Consider the following 18,053-nt stretch of genomic DNA (forward strand, 5'->3'; position numbering starts at 1 on the left):
TTCACAGGAGAAAGCAGGAGACATGCTCGACTGGTCACCCATTGACCTCGCGGTGCGTGACGCCGTTCGCCAGTTCATCGACAAGGAGGTCAGGCCTCACGTCGATGCGCTGGAGTCCGGTGAGATGGAGCCGTACCCCATCATCCGAAAGATGTTCGCAACCTTCGGCATCGACGCTCTTGCCAAAGAGGCGCTGCAGAAGCAGATCGAGAAGAAGAAGACCCGGGAGGCCGCACTGGCGGCCGGTCAGCCGCTAGAGGACTCCAAGAAGTCCGACGGCGGGGGAGTCATGGGGCTCGCGGGCGGGTCGGCCGGTATGGGCTTCGTGCTCACCAGCGAAATCTCGCGTGTCTGTATGGGTTTGGTGACGGGTATGGGCGTGAGCATGGGCCTGACCGTCCCGACCATCGCCTCCCGCGGCACGGCCGCGCAAATGGAGCGATGGCTGCCCGAGCTGGTCACCTACGAGAAGGTGGGAGCGTGGGCCATTACCGAACCCGATTCGGGCTCGGACGCATTCGGCGGCATGAAGACGTATGTCACCCGCGACGGCGAGGACTACATCCTCAACGGCCAGAAGACCTTCATCACCAATGGACCCGATGCCGATGTGATCGTCGTCTACGCCAAGCTGGATGAGAAGGACCCTTCGGTCGACAAGCGGGACCGCACGGTGCTGACCTTTGTTCTCGACAAGGGCATGGAGGGCTTCACGCAGTCGAAACCCTTCCGCAAGATGGGCATTCACAGTTCCCGCACCGGCCAGTTGTTCTTCGAGAATGTCCGTCTGGGTAAAGACCGGCTCCTCGGCGAATCCGAAGCCAATGATCAGGGCGACGGCCGCGACAGTGCCCGTGCCAACTTCTCGATGGAACGTATCGGCGTGGCGGCGCTCGCACTCGGTGTCATCGAGGAGTGCCTGCGGCTCTCGCTGGACTACGCGAAGACACGCACCCTGTGGGGCAAGGAGATCGCCCAGTTCCAACTGATCCAGCTCAAACTGGCCAAGATGGAAGTGGCCCGGCTCAACGTGCGGAACATGCTGTTTCATGCCATCGAGAGCCTCTCGGAGAACAAGACGCCGTCCCTGGCGGAAGCTTCGGCCATCAAGCTCTATTGCTCTGAGGCCGCCACCGATGTCGCGATGGACGCCGTGCAGCTTTTCGGTGGCAACGGCTACATGACCGAGTACCGCGTCGAACAGCTGGCGCGCGATGCCAAGTCGCTCATGATCTACGCCGGCAGCAACGAGGTTCAGATCACGCACATCGCCAAGGGGCTGCTGGCAGAGAAATAGCTCGACACACCAGCCCCGCCGTATCACGCTGGGTTGATGCGGGCGCACCTTCACGAGGATCTGGCGGAGTACTGGGCCCTGGCCGGGCCGCTGTACTCCGCCGATCCCGTGCTGTACACCTTTGAGCTCCACCTGGCCGCGCGCCTGCGGCAGCCGGATTCCGATCCCGCGGCGGCACTGATCACCTTTACCGATCTGGATCATCTGGTGGGAGCGGCCCTGGGGACCAGCCAGGGCCTCGTCTGCAATGCCATTCCCACGGCCGGGATCACTGCCGCGGTGAACCTGCTGGCCGACAACGCGATACCGCTGCCTTCGGTGCGGGGGTCGCGTGCGGTGACCTTGGCGGTGGCCGACGCCTGGCTGTCGAGGACCGGCGTCACGGTCTGCGGCACCACCGACGAGCGGCTCTATCGCCTGGTAGATCTCATAAAGCCGCGCGTAGCGGGCGAGCCGCTGCTCGTCGCTGCAGAGGAGATCGAGTCGTTGGTGCCGTGGAGCGTGGAGTACAGCAGGGAAACCTTTGGTGTCGACAAGCCCGCCGACGAAGCGCGGCACTGGCTGATTGGCTCTTACCGATTGGGGGACGTCTACCTGTGCTGGGAACGCGGCGGGGCCCCTGTCGCGATGGCGGGCGTCCGGGCCCCCATCGAAGGGGTGTCACGAGTGGGTCCCGTCTACACACCCCCACCGCAGCGGGGCCACGGCTACGGCAGCGCCGTGACCGCGGCGGCCTGCGAATGGGCGCGTCAGGCAGGTGCGCGGGAGATCGTGCTCACCACCGATCTGGCCAACCCCACCTCCAACTCCATCTATCGCAAGCTCGGATTCCGGGCCGTCACCGATTCGGTGATCGTGGAATTCGCCTGACGGCACTCACTGGGCTTAACGATCGTCGCGAAGGCGCTCCTAGCTCCCTGACGTACCGTGTGCATGTGCGCAAGTCGAACACCGCCTCACGGTTCACCGGGAAGTTCTGGAAGCTCCTCGGTGCCGCCACGGACAAGAACCAGAGCCAGTCGCTGGAACTCGTGGATGCCTCGAAGAAGTACGACGAGAAGGCCAAGGACCTCACCGACGAACAACTCACCAAGGCGGCCAAGAAACTCGACCTGTCCGAGGGCATCGAATCCAAGGACATCGGCCAGTTCCTGGCGATAGTGCGTGAGGCCGCCGAGCGGACCATTGACGAGCGCCCGTTCGATGTTCAGCTGCTGGGCGCCCTGCGCATGCTCGACGGCGACGTCATCGAGATGGCCACTGGTGAGGGCAAGACTCTCACCGGTGCGATCACCGCCGCCGGCTACGCGCTGGGCGGACGCAGCGTGCACGTCATCTCGGTCAACGACTACCTGGCCCGCCGTGATGCCGAGTGGATGGGACCGTTCCTGGAGCGCCTGGGGCTGACGGTCGGCTGGATCACCGAGGAATCCACGGCTGACGAACGCCGTGAGGCCTACGCCTGTGACGTCACCTACGGGTCGGTCAACGAGATCGGTTTCGACGTACTGCGCGACCAGCTGGCGATCGATGTCGATGCCCTGGTATCGCCGAGCCCCGATGTCGCCGTCGTCGACGAGGCCGACTCGGTGCTCGTCGACGAGGCTCTGGTGCCGCTGGTGCTGGCCGGAACCAGCCATCGTGAAGCGCCGAGCTCGGAGGTCATCGAGGCGGTCCGCGAGCTGGTCGCCGGCGAGGACTACGAGGCCGATAACGACCGCCGCAACATCTTCCTGACCGATACCGGAGCCCGAAAGCTGGAAAAGCAGCTGGGGAACATCGACCTGTACTCCGAACACCACGTCGGGACGACCCTCACCGAGGTCAATGTGGCCCTGCACGCACATGTGCTCCTGGAGCGCGATGTGCACTACATCGTGCGCGATGGCGCCGTGCACCTCATCAACTCCTCGCGTGGACGCATCGCGACGTTGCAGCGCTGGCCCGATGGCCTGCAGGCAGCCGTCGAAGCCAAGGAAGGAATCGAAACCACCGATACCGGTGAGGTTCTCGACACCATCACCGTGCAGGCACTCATCAACCGCTATCCGCGTGTCAGCGGAATGACCGGTACGGCCCTGGCGGCCGGTGAGCAGTTGCGGCAGTTCTACAAGCTCGGTGTCTCGCCGATCCCGCCCAACACCCCGAACATCCGCGAAGATCAGCCCGACCGCGTCTACATCACCGAGGCGAGTAAGAACGACGCCATCGTCGCCCATATCGCCGAGATCCATGCCACCGGGCAGCCGGTGCTGGTGGGCACGCACGATGTCGCCGAATCCGAAGCACTGCATCACCGTTTGGTGCGTGCAGGGGTTCCGGCCGTTGTGCTGAACGCCAAGAACGATGCCGAGGAAGCCCGCGTCATCGCCGAGGCCGGCGCGCTCAAGGCGGTCACGGTCTCCACGCAGATGGCCGGACGCGGCACCGATATCCGCCTGGGCGGCTCCGAGGAGACCGATTACGACGCTGTCGTCGAAGCGGGCGGGCTGCACGTCGTGGGCACCGGGCGGCATCGCACCGAACGACTCGACAACCAGCTGCGCGGACGTGCGGGACGCCAGGGCGACCCCGGGTCGTCGGTCTTCTTCTCCAGCTGGGAGGACGAGGTCGTTGTCGCATATCTGGATTCGGCCAAGCTGCCCACCGAGACAGACGAGAATGGGCAGATTGTCAGCACCAAGGCCGGAGGGCTCATTGACCACGCCCAGCGCGTCGCCGAGGGTGCGATGCTCGACCTACACGCCAACACGTGGCGGTACAACCAGCTGATCGCCCAGCAGCGCGCTATCATCTCCGAGCGCCGCGACACCCTGCTGCGCACCGACACCGCGCGTAAGGAACTCCAGGAGCGCTCCGCTGAGCGTTACGACGAGCTGGCCGAGGAGCTTTCCGAAGAACGCCTGGAGCGGATCTCACGGGAGATCATGCTGTACCACCTCGATCGGGGCTGGGCTGACCACCTGGCGTACCTCTCCGATGTGCGCGAGAGCATCCACCTGCGCGCGCTCGGGCGGCAGAACCCGATCGACGAGTTCCACCGGCTCGCCGTCGACGCCTTCGCGTCGCTGGCCGCCGACGCCGTGGAAGCGGCGCAGCAGACCTTCGACACCGCCAATCTGGTTGACGAGGAACAGGGATTGGACCTGTCGAAGCTTGCCCGGCCGACCTCGACGTGGACGTACATGATTCACGACGACCCGCGCAAGAACGACAGCCTGTCGATCTTGAACCTGCCTGGCGTCTTCAGCTGACGACAGACCGTCTATTTGCGCGGGGCATACCTTCGCGAATATGAGAGGGTGGCCGGATGGGAACCGCCGAACCGCCCTCCGGAGACGACCGGATACTGACGGTCCCCAACGTGCTGAGCGTCATTCGGTTGGCCTTCATTCCGCTGTTCCTGTATCTGCTGTTGGTCAAACACGCCGACGGCTGGTCCGTTGCCATTCTGATGCTCAGCGGCTTCACCGACTGGGCCGACGGCAAGATCGCGCGTCTGATGAACCAGTCTTCGCACCTGGGCACGCTCCTGGACCCGGCTGCCGACCGGCTGTACATGGTGACCACACCGATCGCCTTCGCGATCCGGGACATCGTCCCGTGGTGGATCGTCCTCACTCTGCTGGCCCGCGACCTTATCCTCACGCTCGGACTGCCCATCGTGCGTAGTCGCGGAATCGAGGCGCTGCCCGTCATGTACATCGGCAAGGCCGCGACGTTTGCGCTGATGTCGGCATTTCCGCTGATCCTCATCGGTGAATGGGACTCGTTGTGGGGCAGGATAATCGGCCCCTGCGGGTGGGCATTCCTGATTTGGGGTCTGGGGATGTATCTGTGGACTTTCGTGCTTTACGTCGCCCAGATCGTGATGGTGGTCCGGCAGCTGCCCAAGGTCAGCACCTGACATGAGTGCCGAGGACCCCATACACGGCAACGGGCCGCATCTCATGGGTGGTTTCGAACCCGAGGAGGGTCTGGGTCACCACAGTGCGAACCGGCCCAAGCGCAACCCGGTGCCGTCGCTGCTGCGCACCCTGCTCTCTGATCACCTGGACGCCGGATACGCCGAGGCGGCCGCAGCACGCCGAGACGGCGCGCCACCGCGTTCACGCCTGGCTGAATGGGGTTGGCAGGCAGTCGCTGCCGTCGCCATTGCCACGGTCTTCGCGGCGGCGATCGCCCAGACCACCCGTATCGCGCCCGGCGTCATGCAGGAAAAGCAGGGACTGCTGGCGAGTATCCGCAGTGAACAGCGCGACTCCGGGGCCCTGGAGTCGACGCGAGACCAGCTGGCGGCAGAGGTAGCCGGCGCTCGGCGCAGTCAGCTGGAAGGCAACGAGCAGGGCAAGGAGCTGCTGAATCGATTGGACCACTTGGGTCTTGCCGCGGCGAGCACCGAGGTGCGCGGACCGGCGCTGATCGTCACGCTGGCCGACCCTGGCAGTGCAGGTGACCTCTCGGACGTCTCGAAGGAACGCATCCCGCGCAGCCAGCAGGTCATCCTCGACCGCGACATGCAGCTCGTCGTGAACTCGCTGTGGAACAGTGGTGCAGAAGCGATTTCGGTATCGGATGTCCGCATAGGCCCGAATGTCACGATGCGTCAGGCCGGGGGAGCGATCCTGGTGGACAACCAGCCCATCAGCTCGCCGTACCGGATTGTCGCCGTCGGCCCCGCGAACACCATGAAATCCTCGTTCGAGCGCAGCCCGGGAATGGCCAGGATGCGGCTTCTGCAGAAGTCTTACGGCATCAGACTCACCCTGGGCACCCAGGAGAACGTTCAGCTGGCTCCCGCGGTTAATCGGGACGTCAAGTACGCCAAGGAAATTCCAGCAGGAGGCCGGTGAGGTGACCCGGACGGTGAACAGGAGAGGAAGTAAACGATGATCGGCATAGTCGCGCTGGCGATCGGCGTGGTTTTGGGGCTGGTGTTTCACCCAAATGTGCCCGACGCGGTCGCCCCGTACTTGCCGATCGCGGTGGTCGCGGCGCTCGACGCTCTTTTCGGCGGCGCTCGGGCCTACCTGGACCAGATCTTCGATTCGAAGGTGTTCGTGGTCTCCTTCGTGTTCAACGTGCTGGTAGCGGCGCTGATCGTGTTCGTGGGCGACCAGCTTGGGGTCGGTACGCAGCTGTCCACGGCCATCATCGTCGTTCTCGGCATTCGGATCTTCGGAAACGCGGCCGCCCTGCGGCGCAGGTTGTTTGGGGCATAAGCCGATGACCGATGCACCGCACGAACCGCACCCCGGCAAGCATGAGATGCCCAAAACGCGCCGTCCGTCGACGCGTACTCAGGTTATCTTTGGAGTGCTGGGCGTCGCGCTGTGCGCGCTGCTGGGCCTGGCGATCACCACCCAGGTCCGCCAAACCGAATCCGGCGATGGCCTGGACACCGCGCGACCCGCCGACCTGCTGGTGCTGCTGGACTCCCTGCAGCAGCGCGATGCCAACCTGAACAAGGAGATCGCGGATCTGCAACAGAGCCTTATCACGATGCGCGCCAGCGGAACCGGCAACCAGGCCGTGATCAACGACGCGAAGGCCCGACTGTCCGCACTGTCCATCATGGCGGGGACCGTCGGGGCCACCGGTCCTGGTGTGATCCTCACCATTGACGATCCGGGGCAGGGCCTGGGTGCAGAAGCCCTACTGGACATCATCAACGAGCTACGGGCGGCCGGTGCCGAGGCCATTGAGATCAAGTCGGGCGACCAGTCGGTGCGCATTGGGGCCGATTCCTGGGTCACCGGGGCCCCAGGACAGCTCATCGTCGACGGCGTGCTCCTGACACCTCCGTATTCGGTTCTGGCGATAGGCGATCCACCGACACTCGCGGCGGCGATGAACATTCCGGGCGGTGCCGTCGACACCGTCTCGCGGGTTGGCGGCGGCGTTACTATCGACCAGCCGGCGCGCGTAGACATCACCACCTTGCGAGAACCGAAACCGCGCCAATACGCTCAGCCCGGCAAGTAGCCCCCAGGCCAGCGACCACGCAGACCACTGACCGAGAGCAAGGATGATTCACCGTGACCGAAATTCCTGCCGACCTGCACTACACCGAGGAACACGAATGGGTGCGGCGCACCGGTGAGCGCACCGTGCGTATCGGAATCACCGACTACGCACAGTCGCAGCTCGGCGACGTGGTGTTTGTTCAGCTGCCGGATGTGGGCTCGGACCTGAGTGCCGGCTCGACGTTCGGCGAGGTGGAATCCACCAAGTCCGTATCGGACCTTTTCGCGCCGATCACCGCGAAAGTTGTTGCCGCGAACGGCGATTTGGATTCCAACCCGCAGCTGGTGAATTCCGATCCGTACGGCGAGGGCTGGTTGGTCGATCTTGAGGTCGCCAGCGAGGCCGATCTCGACGTGGCTCTTAATGACCTCTTAGACGCATCGGGATATGGTGACGCCACCGATTAGGAGGGCACCAGTTCTCCAACCAGTCCGATGACCACAATTTCGGGTGGACCACTGGCGGATACGGCAGAGGTGGCCCGTTACGGGCAGTCAGACGGTACGGTCGGAAATGAGCGGCGATGAGGGTCGCGAAGGGCGTCATGCTCAACGAGATCCGCACTGACAATCGAATCCTCCAGGGGCGAGGAAGAAGGAGCGATGGTGACCGATAACGACAAGGACGACACGTCAGGCGAGGTCACCGCGGAGACGACCTCGGTGTTCCGCGCCGATTTCGCCACCGAGCTGGAAGCGCCCGCGCAGGCCGGTAACGATGTGTCGGGTGTCGAGGGATTGCCCGCCGGTTCGGCACTGTTGGTGGTCAAGCGTGGACCCAACGCGGGATCGCGCTTTCTGCTCGATCAAGCAACCACGTCGGCCGGACGGCACCCCGACAGCGACATTTTTCTCGATGACGTCACGGTGAGCCGCCGTCACGCCGAATTCCGGCTTGACAGTGATGAATTCCAGGTAGTCGACGTGGGCAGCCTCAACGGCACCTATGTCAACCGCGAGCCGGTGGATTCAGCGGTGCTCGCCAACGGCGACGAAGTGCAGATCGGGAAGTTCCGTCTGGTCTTCCTGACCGGGCCGAAGTCGGCAGGCGATGACACCGCCCCGGGTGGCCAGTGACAGCTCCCGACCGGCCGGCTCTCACCGGAATGTCGATCGGGTCGGTACTCGACCTGTTGCGTCCGGAGTTTCCGGACGTCACGATCTCGAAGATTCGATTCCTCGAATCAGAGGGACTGGTTACCCCGTCGCGTAGCGCGTCGGGGTATCGCCGGTTTTCGGCCTATGACGCCGAGCGGCTCCGGTTCATCCTGACCGCGCAGCGTGATCACTACCTGCCGCTGAAGGTGATCAAGGAGCAACTCGACGCGCAGCCCGACGGAGCGCTGCCGGATGTGGCGGGTTTCACCGGCGGCCCTCGTCTCTTTGCCATCACCGATGGCGACAGCACCAACAGTGTTGCCCGTCAAGGAATCCCATCTACCCGTCCCACGCGGCTCAGCCGTGAGGACCTGCTGTCGCGTTCCGGTGCGGACGAGGTGCTGCTGACCTCGCTCATCAAGGCGGGGATCATCACCGCCGGCCCGGGCGGTTTCTTCGACGAATACACGGTCCTGATCGTTCAGTGCGCCGCTGAGCTGGCCGATTACGGCGTCGAGCCGCGGCATCTGCGCACGTTCCGCTCCGCGGTCGATCGAGAGACCGATCTCATCGCCCAGATTGTGGGCCCAACCGTCAAAGCCAACAAGGCAGGGGCCCGCGACCGCGCCGATGACCTGATCCGAGAGGTGGCGGCGCTGTCGATCGCGCTCCACGGCGCGATGATCAAGTCCGCGGTGCGCGGCGTCCTCGATCGCTGAGGACTAGACTCGCGGTACGACAGAAGCACTGGTGTTGGAGGCACGATGAGCGAAGTTCGAGTCGTGGGAATCCGCGTGGAACAGCCCCAGAACCAGCCGGTGTTGTTGCTGCGGGAGTCTGCCGGCGATCGTTACCTGCCGATATGGATCGGCCAGTCCGAGGCCGCGGCCATCGCCCTGGAGCAACAGGGGGTAGAACCGGCGCGGCCACTCACCCATGACCTGATCCGTGATCTCATTGCTGCCCTTGGGCATTCGCTCAAAGAGGTGCGGATCGTGGATCTTCAGGAGGGGACGTTCTACGCGGACCTGGTTTTCGACAGCGACATCCGGGTGTCGGCGCGCCCATCGGATTCGGTGGCAATCGCGCTACGCGTGGGAGTTCCGATTTACGTCGAGGAAGCCGTGCTGGCCGAGGCGGGCTTGATCATTCCCGACGAGGACGATGAGGATTCCGGCGGAGCGCTGCGAGAAGACGAGGTAGAGAAGTTCAAGGAGTTCCTCGACAGCGTGTCTCCCGACGACTTCAAGGCCACGGAAGGCCCGTAACAGGGCTTTAAGTAACGAGTAAGTCTCAACCTGACCTTTACAGTCACGGCCCGGGCGCGTCGCGTTGACCGTGATTTCCCGGGGACCATAATTTGACTCAGCGGCCGGCACGGGGCAGCGCAAAGGGCGTATGCTCGGAGGATTCGTGCTTGGACGAACGCACTACCGGCGAACTGAGAACCACAGGACGGTAGCCGGAGAAGCGATCGCGAGAGGGAGCAGAAGTGGTTGAAGAGCCGCAGCAGGGGCAGCTGGAGATGACATTGGACAACGGCGCCACCGGTTCCGCCGACTCCGCGTCAGCCGGGCCTGTCCAGCCGGGTCTTTTCCCGGATGACTCCGTTCCTGACCAACTCGTCGGCTACCGCGGACCCAGTGCCTGCCAGGTTGCTGGCATCACCTACCGCCAGCTGGACTACTGGGCCCGCACCTCGCTCGTGGTTCCCTCGATCCGTGGGGCCGCTGGTTCCGGCAGTCAGCGCCTGTACTCGTTCAAGGACATCCTGGTTCTCAAGATCGTCAAGCGATTGCTGGACACCGGGATCTCGCTGCAGAACATCCGGGTTGCCGTCGAACACCTGCGTCAGCGTGGCGTCGAGGATCTGGCCAACATCACGCTGTTCTCCGATGGCACCACTGTCTACGAATGCACGTCGGCCGAAGAGGTCGTCGACCTGCTCCAGGGCGGACAAGGTGTGTTCGGCATCGCGGTCAGCGGCGCCATGCGCGAACTGACTGGTGCCATCGCCGAGTTCCCGGGGGAGCGCGCCGACGGTGGCGAAACCATCGAGGCGCCCGAGGACGAGCTGGCTTCCCGTCGCAAGGATCGTGCCCGCAAGATCGGCTGATTCGCCGGTTCCTACTCGGCTGTCTGGACCCGTGGGTTAACTCGCGTAAGCTGGTCAGGCATCGCCCGTGGGCGGGAGAGTGTCATGACCGCCAGTCATGGCCGCCGAAGGAGCAACACCTCTCCGTCAATCTCTCAGGCCCCCGAACCGCTCTCGGCCCCGATGCCTCTGAAAAGTGGTGATCCGATCTTGTGAGCGGATCACCCGCCGACGGGGAAAGGCTCTCGTCCGGGTATTGGCCCGGTGAGACGACCGAATCTCTCAGGCGCCCGCACCGGGTTGATGACAGAGGGAGGGGAGATGCTGTCGTGTGCCCGCCGCGCGACTCGGCCCTTCGGGAGTGTCATGTCTTTCGCCGATCGCCATATCGGTCCCACCGCCGCCGATATCGACACCATGCTCGCCACCATCGGTGTGGCCAGCCTTGACGAGCTCGCCGAGAAGGCGGTACCGGCCAGCATCCTCGATGAGTTGCACGGTGGCCTCGCCACCGGCCTCGACGCGCTCCCGGGAGCGGCATCCGAGCACGAGGCTCTCGACGCGCTGCGGAAACTCGCCAGCCACAACACGATTGCCGTATCGATGATCGGGCAGGGCTACTTCGACACGTTGACCCCGCCCGTGCTGCGTCGGCACATCCTGGAGAATCCGGCCTGGTACACGGCCTACACGCCGTACCAGCCAGAGATCAGTCAGGGACGCCTGGAAGCGCTGCTGAACTTCCAGACCATGGTCTCCGAGCTCACCGGCCTGGACATCGCGAATGCCTCGATGCTCGATGAGGCCACTGCCGCCGCCGAGGCGATGACACTGATGCACCGCGCCGTGAAGTCCAAGTCCAACCGTCTGATCGTCGACGCCGACGTGTACGCGCAGACTGCCGCCGTGATCGACACCCGCGCTCAACCACTCGGCATCGAGGTGGTGATCGCCGATCTCGCCCAGGGGTTGCCTGACGGTGAGTTCTTCGGAGTCATCGTGCAGCTGCCCGGTGCCTCCGGAGTGGTACGCGACTGGTCGGCGCTCATTTCGGAGGCCCATCAGCGCGGCGCACTGGTAGCGGTGGGCGCTGACCTGCTGGCCCTGACCCTCATCGCCCCGCCCGGCGACATCGGCGCCGACGTCGCCTTCGGCACCACGCAACGCTTCGGCGTGCCGATGGGATTCGGTGGGCCGCACGCCGGGTACCTGGCCGTGCACACCGCCCACGCCCGGCAGCTGCCCGGACGGCTCGTCGGAGTGTCGGTGGATGCCGATGGCGCACCCGCCTACCGGCTCTCCTTGCAGACCCGCGAACAGCACATCCGCCGCGACAAGGCCACCAGCAATATCTGTACCGCGCAGGTGCTGTTGGCCGTGATGGCCGCCATGTACGCGAGCTACCACGGCCCGGAAGGCTTGCGTGCCATCGCCACCCGGGTGCACCGCAACGCGCAGCTGTTGGCCTCCGGCCTGACTCGCGGTGGCCACACCGTGGTGCACGACCAGTTCTTCGATACCGTTTTGGTGCACGTTCCCGGCAAGGCCATCGAGATCCAGGCCGCCGCCAAGGCCGAGGGTGTCAACATCTGGAGTCCCGACGGCGACCATGTCTCGATCGCCTGTGATGAGGCGACAACGCTGCCGCACCTGGTCTCGGTGCTGCGGGCGTTCGGAACCGATTTCGGTGGCGGAACATCCGACACCTCGGACATCGCGTCCCGCACCTCCGATTACCTGACGCACCCGGCGTTCAACCGCTACCACAGCGAAACCGAGATGATGCGCTACCTGCGTGCGCTATCCGACAAGGATATTGCGTTGGACCGCAGCATGATTCCGCTCGGTTCGTGCACCATGAAACTCAACGCCGCCGCCGAGATGGAACCCATCACCTGGCCGCAGTTCGCCGCACAACACCCATTCGCCCCGGCAAGCGACTCCCGCGGCCTGCGCACGCTGATCGCCGACCTCGAGGGCTGGCTGGCCGATATCACCGGCTACGACAGCGTGAGCTTGCAACCCAATGCGGGATCCCAGGGCGAATACGCGGGTCTGCTGGCCATTCGGCAGTACCACATCGACCGCGGCGAGAGCGCCCGCGACGTCTGCCTGATCCCGTCGAGTGCCCACGGCACCAACGCCGCCTCGGCCGCGCTGGCCGGTATGCGGGTTGTCGTGGTGGCCTGCCGTGAGAACGGCGACGTCGACCTGGACGACCTTCGCGCCAAGATCGCGGCGAATGCCAGCGCCCTCTCGGCGATCATGATCACCTACCCGTCCACCCACGGTGTCTACGAGCACGACGTCGCCGACATCTGCGCGGCCGTGCACGATGCCGGGGGGCAGGTTTACGTCGACGGTGCGAACCTGAATGCCCTTGTCGGACTTGCCCGCCCCGGGCACTTCGGTGGCGATGTGAGTCACCTGAACCTGCACAAGACGTTCTGCATCCCGCACGGCGGCGGCGGGCCAGGTGTCGGACCCGTCGCGGTGCGCAGTCACCTCGCGCAGTACCTGCCGGGGCACCCGTACGCCGCGGAACTGCCCTCGGGCCCGCCGGTGTCGGCGGCGCCCTATGGTTCGGCATCGATCCTGCCGATCACCTGGGCCTACATCAGGATGATGGGGCCCGACGGCCTGCGGGCCGCATCGCTCACCGCGATCGCCTCGGCCAACTACCTGGCGCGCCGTCTCGACGAGTACTACCCCGTGCTCTACACCGGCGATAACGGCATGGTGGCCCACGAGTGCATCCTGGACCTGCGGGAGATCACCAGGAACACCGGCGTTACCGTCGACGATGTGGCTAAGCGGCTGGCCGACTACGGTTTCCACGCGCCAACGATGAGCTTTCCGGTGGCCGGCACGCTCATGGTCGAGCCCACCGAAAGTGAGAGCCTGGCCGAGGTGGACGCCTTCTGCGAGGCGATGATCGCGATCAAGGCCGAGATCGACAAGGTCGGCTCCGGGGTGTGGCCGGTGGAGGACAACCCGCTGCGCGGGTCGCCGCACACCGCCGAATCCCTCACCGCCGACGAGTGGCAGCACCCCTACAGCCGGTCCGAAGCCGCATATCCGCTGGGGAAGGGCTTCCGCCCCAAGGTGTGGCCACCGGTACGCCGGATCGATGGTGCATACGGTGACCGCAACCTGGTGTGCTCCTGCCCACCGATCGAGGCCTTCGCCCAGTAGCGATTTCTAGCGAAGCAGGCCCCCGCCACGGCGGGGGCCTGCTCACCGGAAATGACGTTAAGACACGAAGCGGGTGATGGCTCCGGCCAGCTCGGGGCTGTTCGAGGTCGCCAGGTTCTGGTAGGCGCCGCCGGTCTGCTGAGCTAAGGCCTGCCAGGTCTGCTGATCGGAGTCGTTGCCGAAGTCGATCACGTTGATCCGAACCGGTCGCGCCGGATCTTTCTGACGGTTGATCGTGTCGATGAGGCCGGCACTGTCCAGGCTCTGATCGGTATGCGAGCGGCCTGCCACGATCAGCACCGAGTTGACCTGGTTCGGCCGGAAGCTATTGACCGCTTCCTGGTACACGTTGCGCAACGTGGTGAACGCCACCGCGCCGTTGGAGGTCGGCTGCAGCGCCGTCAACGCGTCGGCAACACTCTGTGACCTGGGCACGCCCTCGACGTCGTCGGAGGCGGTACCCAGCCGCACCACGGTGTTGCCTTCCCTGCCGTCATATGTCCAGAGCCCGACTCCCGAGCTCGGAGCGATGGCGCGTACGCGATTGGCAAGTGCCCCGGTCACATCGGACAGCTTCACCGCTTCGGAGGACAGCGAGGAATCCAGCATGATCGTGGTGGCCCCGGCGCCTGTCGAGGTGCCATCGGCGAGCGCGACCCGGACCTTGTCCTCGATGCTCAGCGGCTTGTCGATCTTCGTGAAACTCACCACGTCGCTGCTGGGCAGATCCGCGCCTTCGGCACGGAAACCAGCGGCCGCCAAATCCTTGAGCTGGTCCTTGTCGCCCAGGAAACGCGCGAATTGGCTTGCCGCGGTGTGCTGTTCCTCGGAGAGCCACGGCCCGTCCAATTGAACGGTGGGGTAGTCGGCGATCGGCGTCGCCCCGGCGGGCTGCCACGCGGCAATCACCTTCTTGGCGTCGCCGTTGCTGCGAGTACGGGCGTAGAGCTGCTGTTCGGTGGTCACCACCGCGTGCACGGCGGCACCGGGTTGTTCGCCGCCGTCCAGCAGTGCGCCGATGGCGTCGGTCAGGTTGTTCGCGGGAAGCTTGGGAGCCGCAGCGGTCAACGATGCGGCCGCGCCCGCGCCGAGCTCGGGCGAGTCGCCGGGGCGAACGCTGGCGGCGGCTACCGCCTCGGCGGCGAGCTGCGCCGCATCCCCATTGCCGCTCGACGGCAACACCAACCGCAGCGAACCCCAACCGGGCAGACCGACACCGTCGAGCGAGTTCGGAACATTCTGCAGCGCAGGCACATCCGCCCAGCTCTTGTCATTGGGAATGGCCTGACGCAGCCGGGGCGTCGTCGCGATGACCACGGGTGTGCTGACCAGCGACCGGCTGTCATTGACGATGTTTGTCTTGGAGGCGGCCTTCAGACGTGCCGAGGAGATCGAGCTGCCGGGGATCCACAAGGCCGGCTGCTCCCCGAGCTCGGCGGGCCACTGACCCGTCAGCCCCTTGATCACGTTGGTCGTATCCGCCGGGCGCACCGACACGGTGAAGCAGTAGTCGCCGATCACCTCGTGCTTTTTGTTGAACCGTTCGGACAGCTCGCCGATACGGTCCGCGATCGACGGGTCGGCGACCACGGCGATGGCGTTGTCACCGTGTACACAGGTAGCAGATGCCTCTGCCTGGTTGTCGGTGGTCCGCCGGTCGAAGTACCACCAGAGTCCGATGGACACGGCCACCACGAGGACGGCCGCGAGGGCTCCGATCAGACCCTTGCTGACACCCCAGTTGCTGCCACCGCTGCGATGCGACCGCTGCCAGCTACCCGTGTCGAACTCAGAGCCGGAGTTCTCAGGGCCGGAGCCCGACTCGTAGTCCGGCGCCGCGTCGGCACCCCAACCGTCGTTGTCGTCGCGATCGTTTGGGCTACCTGACCCAGATGCGCTGTGCCTGCCCATGTGTTGTCGCGACCCTTCTGATCGTGTCTAAGTACTTGTCCAGCGGCTGCGTGAGAGCCCTGCTGTGCGTCGGCCTGAGTCTACTGTCTCAGACCCCGTGAACTACGGCACGCGACACCAAACCGCAGCCAAACCGACACTCAACAGACCGGGACGGCAACGACCCTCGGCGAGGTCCAGGCACGTCAGCCAAACAGGCCGCTACTTGGCCGCCGCGGCCTTGTACTCGCGGCGACGCCGGTGCAGGATCGGCTCGGTGTATCCGTTCGGCTGGTCCTTACCCTCGAGGATCAGCTCCTTGGCGGCCTCGAAGGCGATGTTGCTGTCGAAGTCCGGAGCCATCGGGCGGTAGTCCTTGTCGCCGGCGTTCTGCCGATCGACAACAGGTGCCATCCGCTTGAGTCCCTCGACCACGTCGGCGTCGGTGATGACGTCATGACGCAACCAGTTGGCCAGCAGCTGGCTGGAGATACGCAAGGTTGCCCGGTCTTCCATGAGCGCCACGTCGTGGATGTCTGGAACCTTGGAACAGCCGACTCCCTGATCGATCCAGCGGACCACGTAGCCCAGGATCGACTGGCAGTTGTTGTCGATTTCCTCGCGGATGTCCTCCGCGGTCCAGTCATGACGCGACTCGGCCAACGGAATGGTGAGCAGCGACTCCAGTTCGGCGCGGTGCTTACCGGCGAGCTCCTGGTCCACAGCCTTGACGTCGACCTGGTGATAGTGCAGCGCGTGCAGCGTCGCGGCAGTGGGAGACGGCACCCAGGCGGTGGTGGCCCCCGCGCGCGGCTGGGCGATCTTCTGCGCGACCATGTCCGCCATCAGGTCGGGCATGGCCCACATGCCCTTACCGATCTGCGCCTTACCCGCCAAACCGGCACCCAGTCCGGTATCGACGTTGTGGTCCTCGTATGCCAGGATCCACGGCTGCGACTTCATGACGGCCTTGCGGCACATCGGGCCGGCTTCCATCGAGGTGTGGATCTCATCGCCGGTGCGATCCAGGAAGCCGGTGTTGATGAAGACCACTCGATCCGAGGCGGCCTTGATGGCGGCCTTGAGGTTGACGGTGGTGCGACGCTCCTCGTCCATGATGCCGACCTTGAGGGTGGCGTGCGGGAGTCCGAGCACCTCTTCGACGCGGCCGAACAGCTCGGCGGTGAAGGCCACTTCCTCGGGCCCGTGCATCTTGGGCTTCACGATGTAGATGGATCCGGTGCGGCTGTTCTTCAGCGGGCCGTTCTTCTTGCCGGAACGCAGACCGTGGATCGCGATCAGGCTGGTGAACAACGCATCCTGGATGCCCTCGGGCATCTCGTTGCCCGCGGCATCCACGATGGCGTCATTGGTCATCAGATGACCGACGTTGCGGACGAACAGCAAGCTGCGGCCTGGCAGGGTCAGCTCGCCCTTGCCGTCGGGGGTGTTGAACACGCGGTCCTCGTTGAGTACCCGGGTGAATGTCTTGCCGCCCTTGGAAACATCCTCGGACAGATCACCCTTGTTGAGTCCCAGCCAGTTTCGGTACCCGAGCACCTTGTCTTCGGCGTCCACGGCAGCCACGGAGTCCTCGAAATCCATGATCGTGGTGATCGCCGACTCCAGCACGACATCCTTGATGCCGGCCTTGTCGGTGGATCCGATGGGGGAGTCGGGGTCGATGAGGACCTCGATGTGCAGGCCATGGTTGATGAGCAGCACCGACCATTGCGGCTTGCCCAGCTTGCCGGTGTAGCCGACGAACTGATCGGGGTTCTGCAGTCCCACCGAGAGCTCGTCGCCCAGCTCGATGAGCAGCTGACCGTCGTCGATCTTCAGGCCGACAGCGTCCTTCCAGGAGCCGCCCGCCAGCGGGGCCGCGCCGTCGAGCACCTCGCGGGCGTAGGCGATGACCTTGTCGCCGCGGATCTTGTTGTACGACGAGCCCTTCTCGGCGCCATCGGCCTCGGAGATGACATCGGTGCCGTACAGCGCGTCATAGAGGGAGCCCCAGCGCGCGTTGGCGGCGTTGAGCGCGAAGCGCGCGTTCAGGATCGGCACCACCAGCTGCGGACCGGCAGTGGTGGTGATCTCGTCGTCCACATTGGCGGTGGTGATGGTGAAATCTTCGGGCTCGGGGACCAGGTACCCGATCTCGGTGAGGAACTCCCGGTACGCCGACTGGTCCAGCGGCTCGATGGCGCGCTGCCGGTGCCAGCGATCGATCTGAGTTTGCAGGTCGTCCCGCCGGTCGAGAAGCTCGCGGTTCCGCGGAGCCAAATCGGTGACTACTTTGTCGACCCCGGCCCAGAAAGCGTCGGCATCCACACCGGTGCCCGGGAGGGCCTCGTTGGTGATGAAGTCGTACAGCACCCGCGCCACGCGAAGGTTGCCCACATCGACGCGATCACTCATCGCAACTCCTCTGTGTTGTTAGGGGGTCTGGGAC

At 64.9% G+C, this 18,053-nt stretch carries 15 protein-coding genes and 1 riboswitch; of the genes, 13 read left to right on the forward strand and 2 right to left on the reverse strand.

Going from position 1 to position 18,053, the window contains the following annotated elements:
- Positions 1-22 precede the first annotated feature (22 nt).
- From AOT87_RS08765 to gcvP, 13 genes are all read left to right on the forward strand, one after another.
- Positions 23-1,297 carry an acyl-CoA dehydrogenase family protein gene (locus AOT87_RS08765; protein WP_057969241.1) on the forward strand — a complete coding sequence of 425 codons (1,275 nt, stop codon included), beginning with the start codon at positions 23-25 and terminating at the stop codon, positions 1,295-1,297.
- Between the two features lie 36 nt (positions 1,298-1,333).
- Positions 1,334-2,167: a GNAT family N-acetyltransferase gene (locus AOT87_RS08770; RefSeq protein ID WP_057969841.1), complete on the forward strand. Its 834-nt coding sequence runs from the start codon at positions 1,334-1,336 to the stop codon at positions 2,165-2,167.
- A 59-nt stretch (positions 2,168-2,226) separates the two neighbouring features.
- Positions 2,227-4,551, forward strand: coding sequence for an accessory Sec system translocase SecA2 (gene secA2, locus AOT87_RS08775; protein ID WP_164687590.1), 2,325 nt, complete (start codon positions 2,227-2,229; stop codon positions 4,549-4,551).
- A gap of 56 nt (positions 4,552-4,607) precedes the next feature.
- Entirely contained in the window at positions 4,608-5,204 is a 597-nt protein-coding gene (locus tag AOT87_RS08780) for a CDP-alcohol phosphatidyltransferase family protein (protein ID WP_057968260.1), read from the forward strand.
- 1 nt (position 5,205) lies between these two features.
- Positions 5,206-6,150, forward strand: a complete 945-nt coding sequence (locus AOT87_RS08785; protein WP_057968261.1) for a DUF881 domain-containing protein — start codon at positions 5,206-5,208, stop codon at positions 6,148-6,150.
- A 36-nt stretch (positions 6,151-6,186) separates the two neighbouring features.
- The gene (locus AOT87_RS08790) at positions 6,187-6,519 is read left to right on the forward strand and encodes a DUF1290 domain-containing protein (RefSeq protein WP_005058551.1); all 333 of its coding nucleotides are present in this window, start codon (positions 6,187-6,189) and stop codon (positions 6,517-6,519) included.
- Positions 6,520-6,523: 4 nt separating this feature from the next.
- Positions 6,524-7,282 (forward strand): DUF881 domain-containing protein, encoded by a 759-nt coding sequence (locus AOT87_RS08795; protein ID WP_057968262.1) that lies wholly within the window; start codon positions 6,524-6,526, stop codon positions 7,280-7,282.
- 53 nt (positions 7,283-7,335) lie between these two features.
- The gene (gene gcvH, locus AOT87_RS08800; protein WP_057968263.1) at positions 7,336-7,731 is read left to right on the forward strand and encodes a glycine cleavage system protein GcvH; all 396 of its coding nucleotides are present in this window, start codon (positions 7,336-7,338) and stop codon (positions 7,729-7,731) included.
- Positions 7,732-7,926: 195 nt separating this feature from the next.
- A complete protein-coding gene (garA, locus tag AOT87_RS08805) occupies positions 7,927-8,400 on the forward strand; it encodes a glycogen accumulation regulator GarA (protein WP_030097970.1) in 474 nt (157 codons plus the stop codon).
- Positions 8,397-9,140 carry a MerR family transcriptional regulator gene (locus AOT87_RS08810; RefSeq protein WP_064393459.1) on the forward strand — a complete coding sequence of 248 codons (744 nt, stop codon included), beginning with the start codon at positions 8,397-8,399 and terminating at the stop codon, positions 9,138-9,140. Before garA ends, AOT87_RS08810 begins: the two co-directional genes overlap by 4 nt.
- A 45-nt stretch (positions 9,141-9,185) precedes the next feature.
- Positions 9,186-9,689 carry a bifunctional nuclease family protein gene (locus AOT87_RS08815; protein ID WP_030097968.1) on the forward strand — a complete coding sequence of 168 codons (504 nt, stop codon included), beginning with the start codon at positions 9,186-9,188 and terminating at the stop codon, positions 9,687-9,689.
- Between the two features lie 224 nt (positions 9,690-9,913).
- Complete coding sequence (locus AOT87_RS08820) at positions 9,914-10,537, forward strand: MerR family transcriptional regulator (RefSeq protein WP_030097967.1); 624 nt, start codon at positions 9,914-9,916, stop codon at positions 10,535-10,537.
- Between the two features lie 62 nt (positions 10,538-10,599).
- Positions 10,600-10,697, forward strand: a riboswitch (glycine riboswitch).
- A gap of 185 nt (positions 10,698-10,882) precedes the next feature.
- Entirely contained in the window at positions 10,883-13,711 is a 2,829-nt protein-coding gene (gene gcvP / locus AOT87_RS08825; protein WP_057968264.1) for an aminomethyl-transferring glycine dehydrogenase, read from the forward strand.
- Between the two features lie 57 nt (positions 13,712-13,768).
- Here the strand turns inward: gcvP and AOT87_RS08830 are convergent, their stop codons facing one another.
- Both AOT87_RS08830 and AOT87_RS08835 read right to left on the reverse strand, forming a co-directional pair.
- On the reverse strand, positions 13,769-15,622 hold the full coding sequence (locus tag AOT87_RS08830; protein WP_057968265.1) for a substrate-binding domain-containing protein: 1,854 nt from the start codon (positions 15,620-15,622) through the stop codon (positions 13,769-13,771).
- A gap of 201 nt (positions 15,623-15,823) precedes the next feature.
- Positions 15,824-18,019 (reverse strand): malate synthase G, encoded by a 2,196-nt coding sequence (locus AOT87_RS08835; protein WP_030097964.1) that lies wholly within the window; start codon positions 18,017-18,019, stop codon positions 15,824-15,826.
- Positions 18,020-18,053 lie beyond the last annotated feature (34 nt).

This window comes from Mycobacteroides sp. H003, assembly GCF_001440135.1.
GTDB classification, from domain to species: Bacteria; Actinomycetota; Actinomycetes; order Mycobacteriales; family Mycobacteriaceae; genus Mycobacterium; species Mycobacterium gwanakae.

Coding starts and splice junctions, on each gene's coding strand:
- AOT87_RS08765 (WP_057969241.1), top strand. CDS start 23: ATGCTCGACTGGTCACCCATTGACCTCGCGGTGCGTGACGCCGTTCGC.
- gcvP (WP_057968264.1), top strand. CDS start 10,883: ATGTCTTTCGCCGATCGCCATATCGGTCCCACCGCCGCCGATATCGAC.
- garA (WP_030097970.1), top strand. CDS start 7,927: ATGGTGACCGATAACGACAAGGACGACACGTCAGGCGAGGTCACCGCG.
- AOT87_RS08785 (WP_057968261.1), top strand. CDS start 5,206: ATGAGTGCCGAGGACCCCATACACGGCAACGGGCCGCATCTCATGGGT.
- AOT87_RS08835 (WP_030097964.1), bottom strand. CDS start 18,019: ATGAGTGATCGCGTCGATGTGGGCAACCTTCGCGTGGCGCGGGTGCTG.
- AOT87_RS08770 (WP_057969841.1), top strand. CDS start 1,334: ATGCGGGCGCACCTTCACGAGGATCTGGCGGAGTACTGGGCCCTGGCC.
- AOT87_RS08780 (WP_057968260.1), top strand. CDS start 4,608: ATGGGAACCGCCGAACCGCCCTCCGGAGACGACCGGATACTGACGGTC.
- AOT87_RS08795 (WP_057968262.1), top strand. CDS start 6,524: ATGACCGATGCACCGCACGAACCGCACCCCGGCAAGCATGAGATGCCC.
- AOT87_RS08830 (WP_057968265.1), bottom strand. CDS start 15,622: ATGGGCAGGCACAGCGCATCTGGGTCAGGTAGCCCAAACGATCGCGAC.
- AOT87_RS08790 (WP_005058551.1), top strand. CDS start 6,187: ATGATCGGCATAGTCGCGCTGGCGATCGGCGTGGTTTTGGGGCTGGTG.
- AOT87_RS08815 (WP_030097968.1), top strand. CDS start 9,186: ATGAGCGAAGTTCGAGTCGTGGGAATCCGCGTGGAACAGCCCCAGAAC.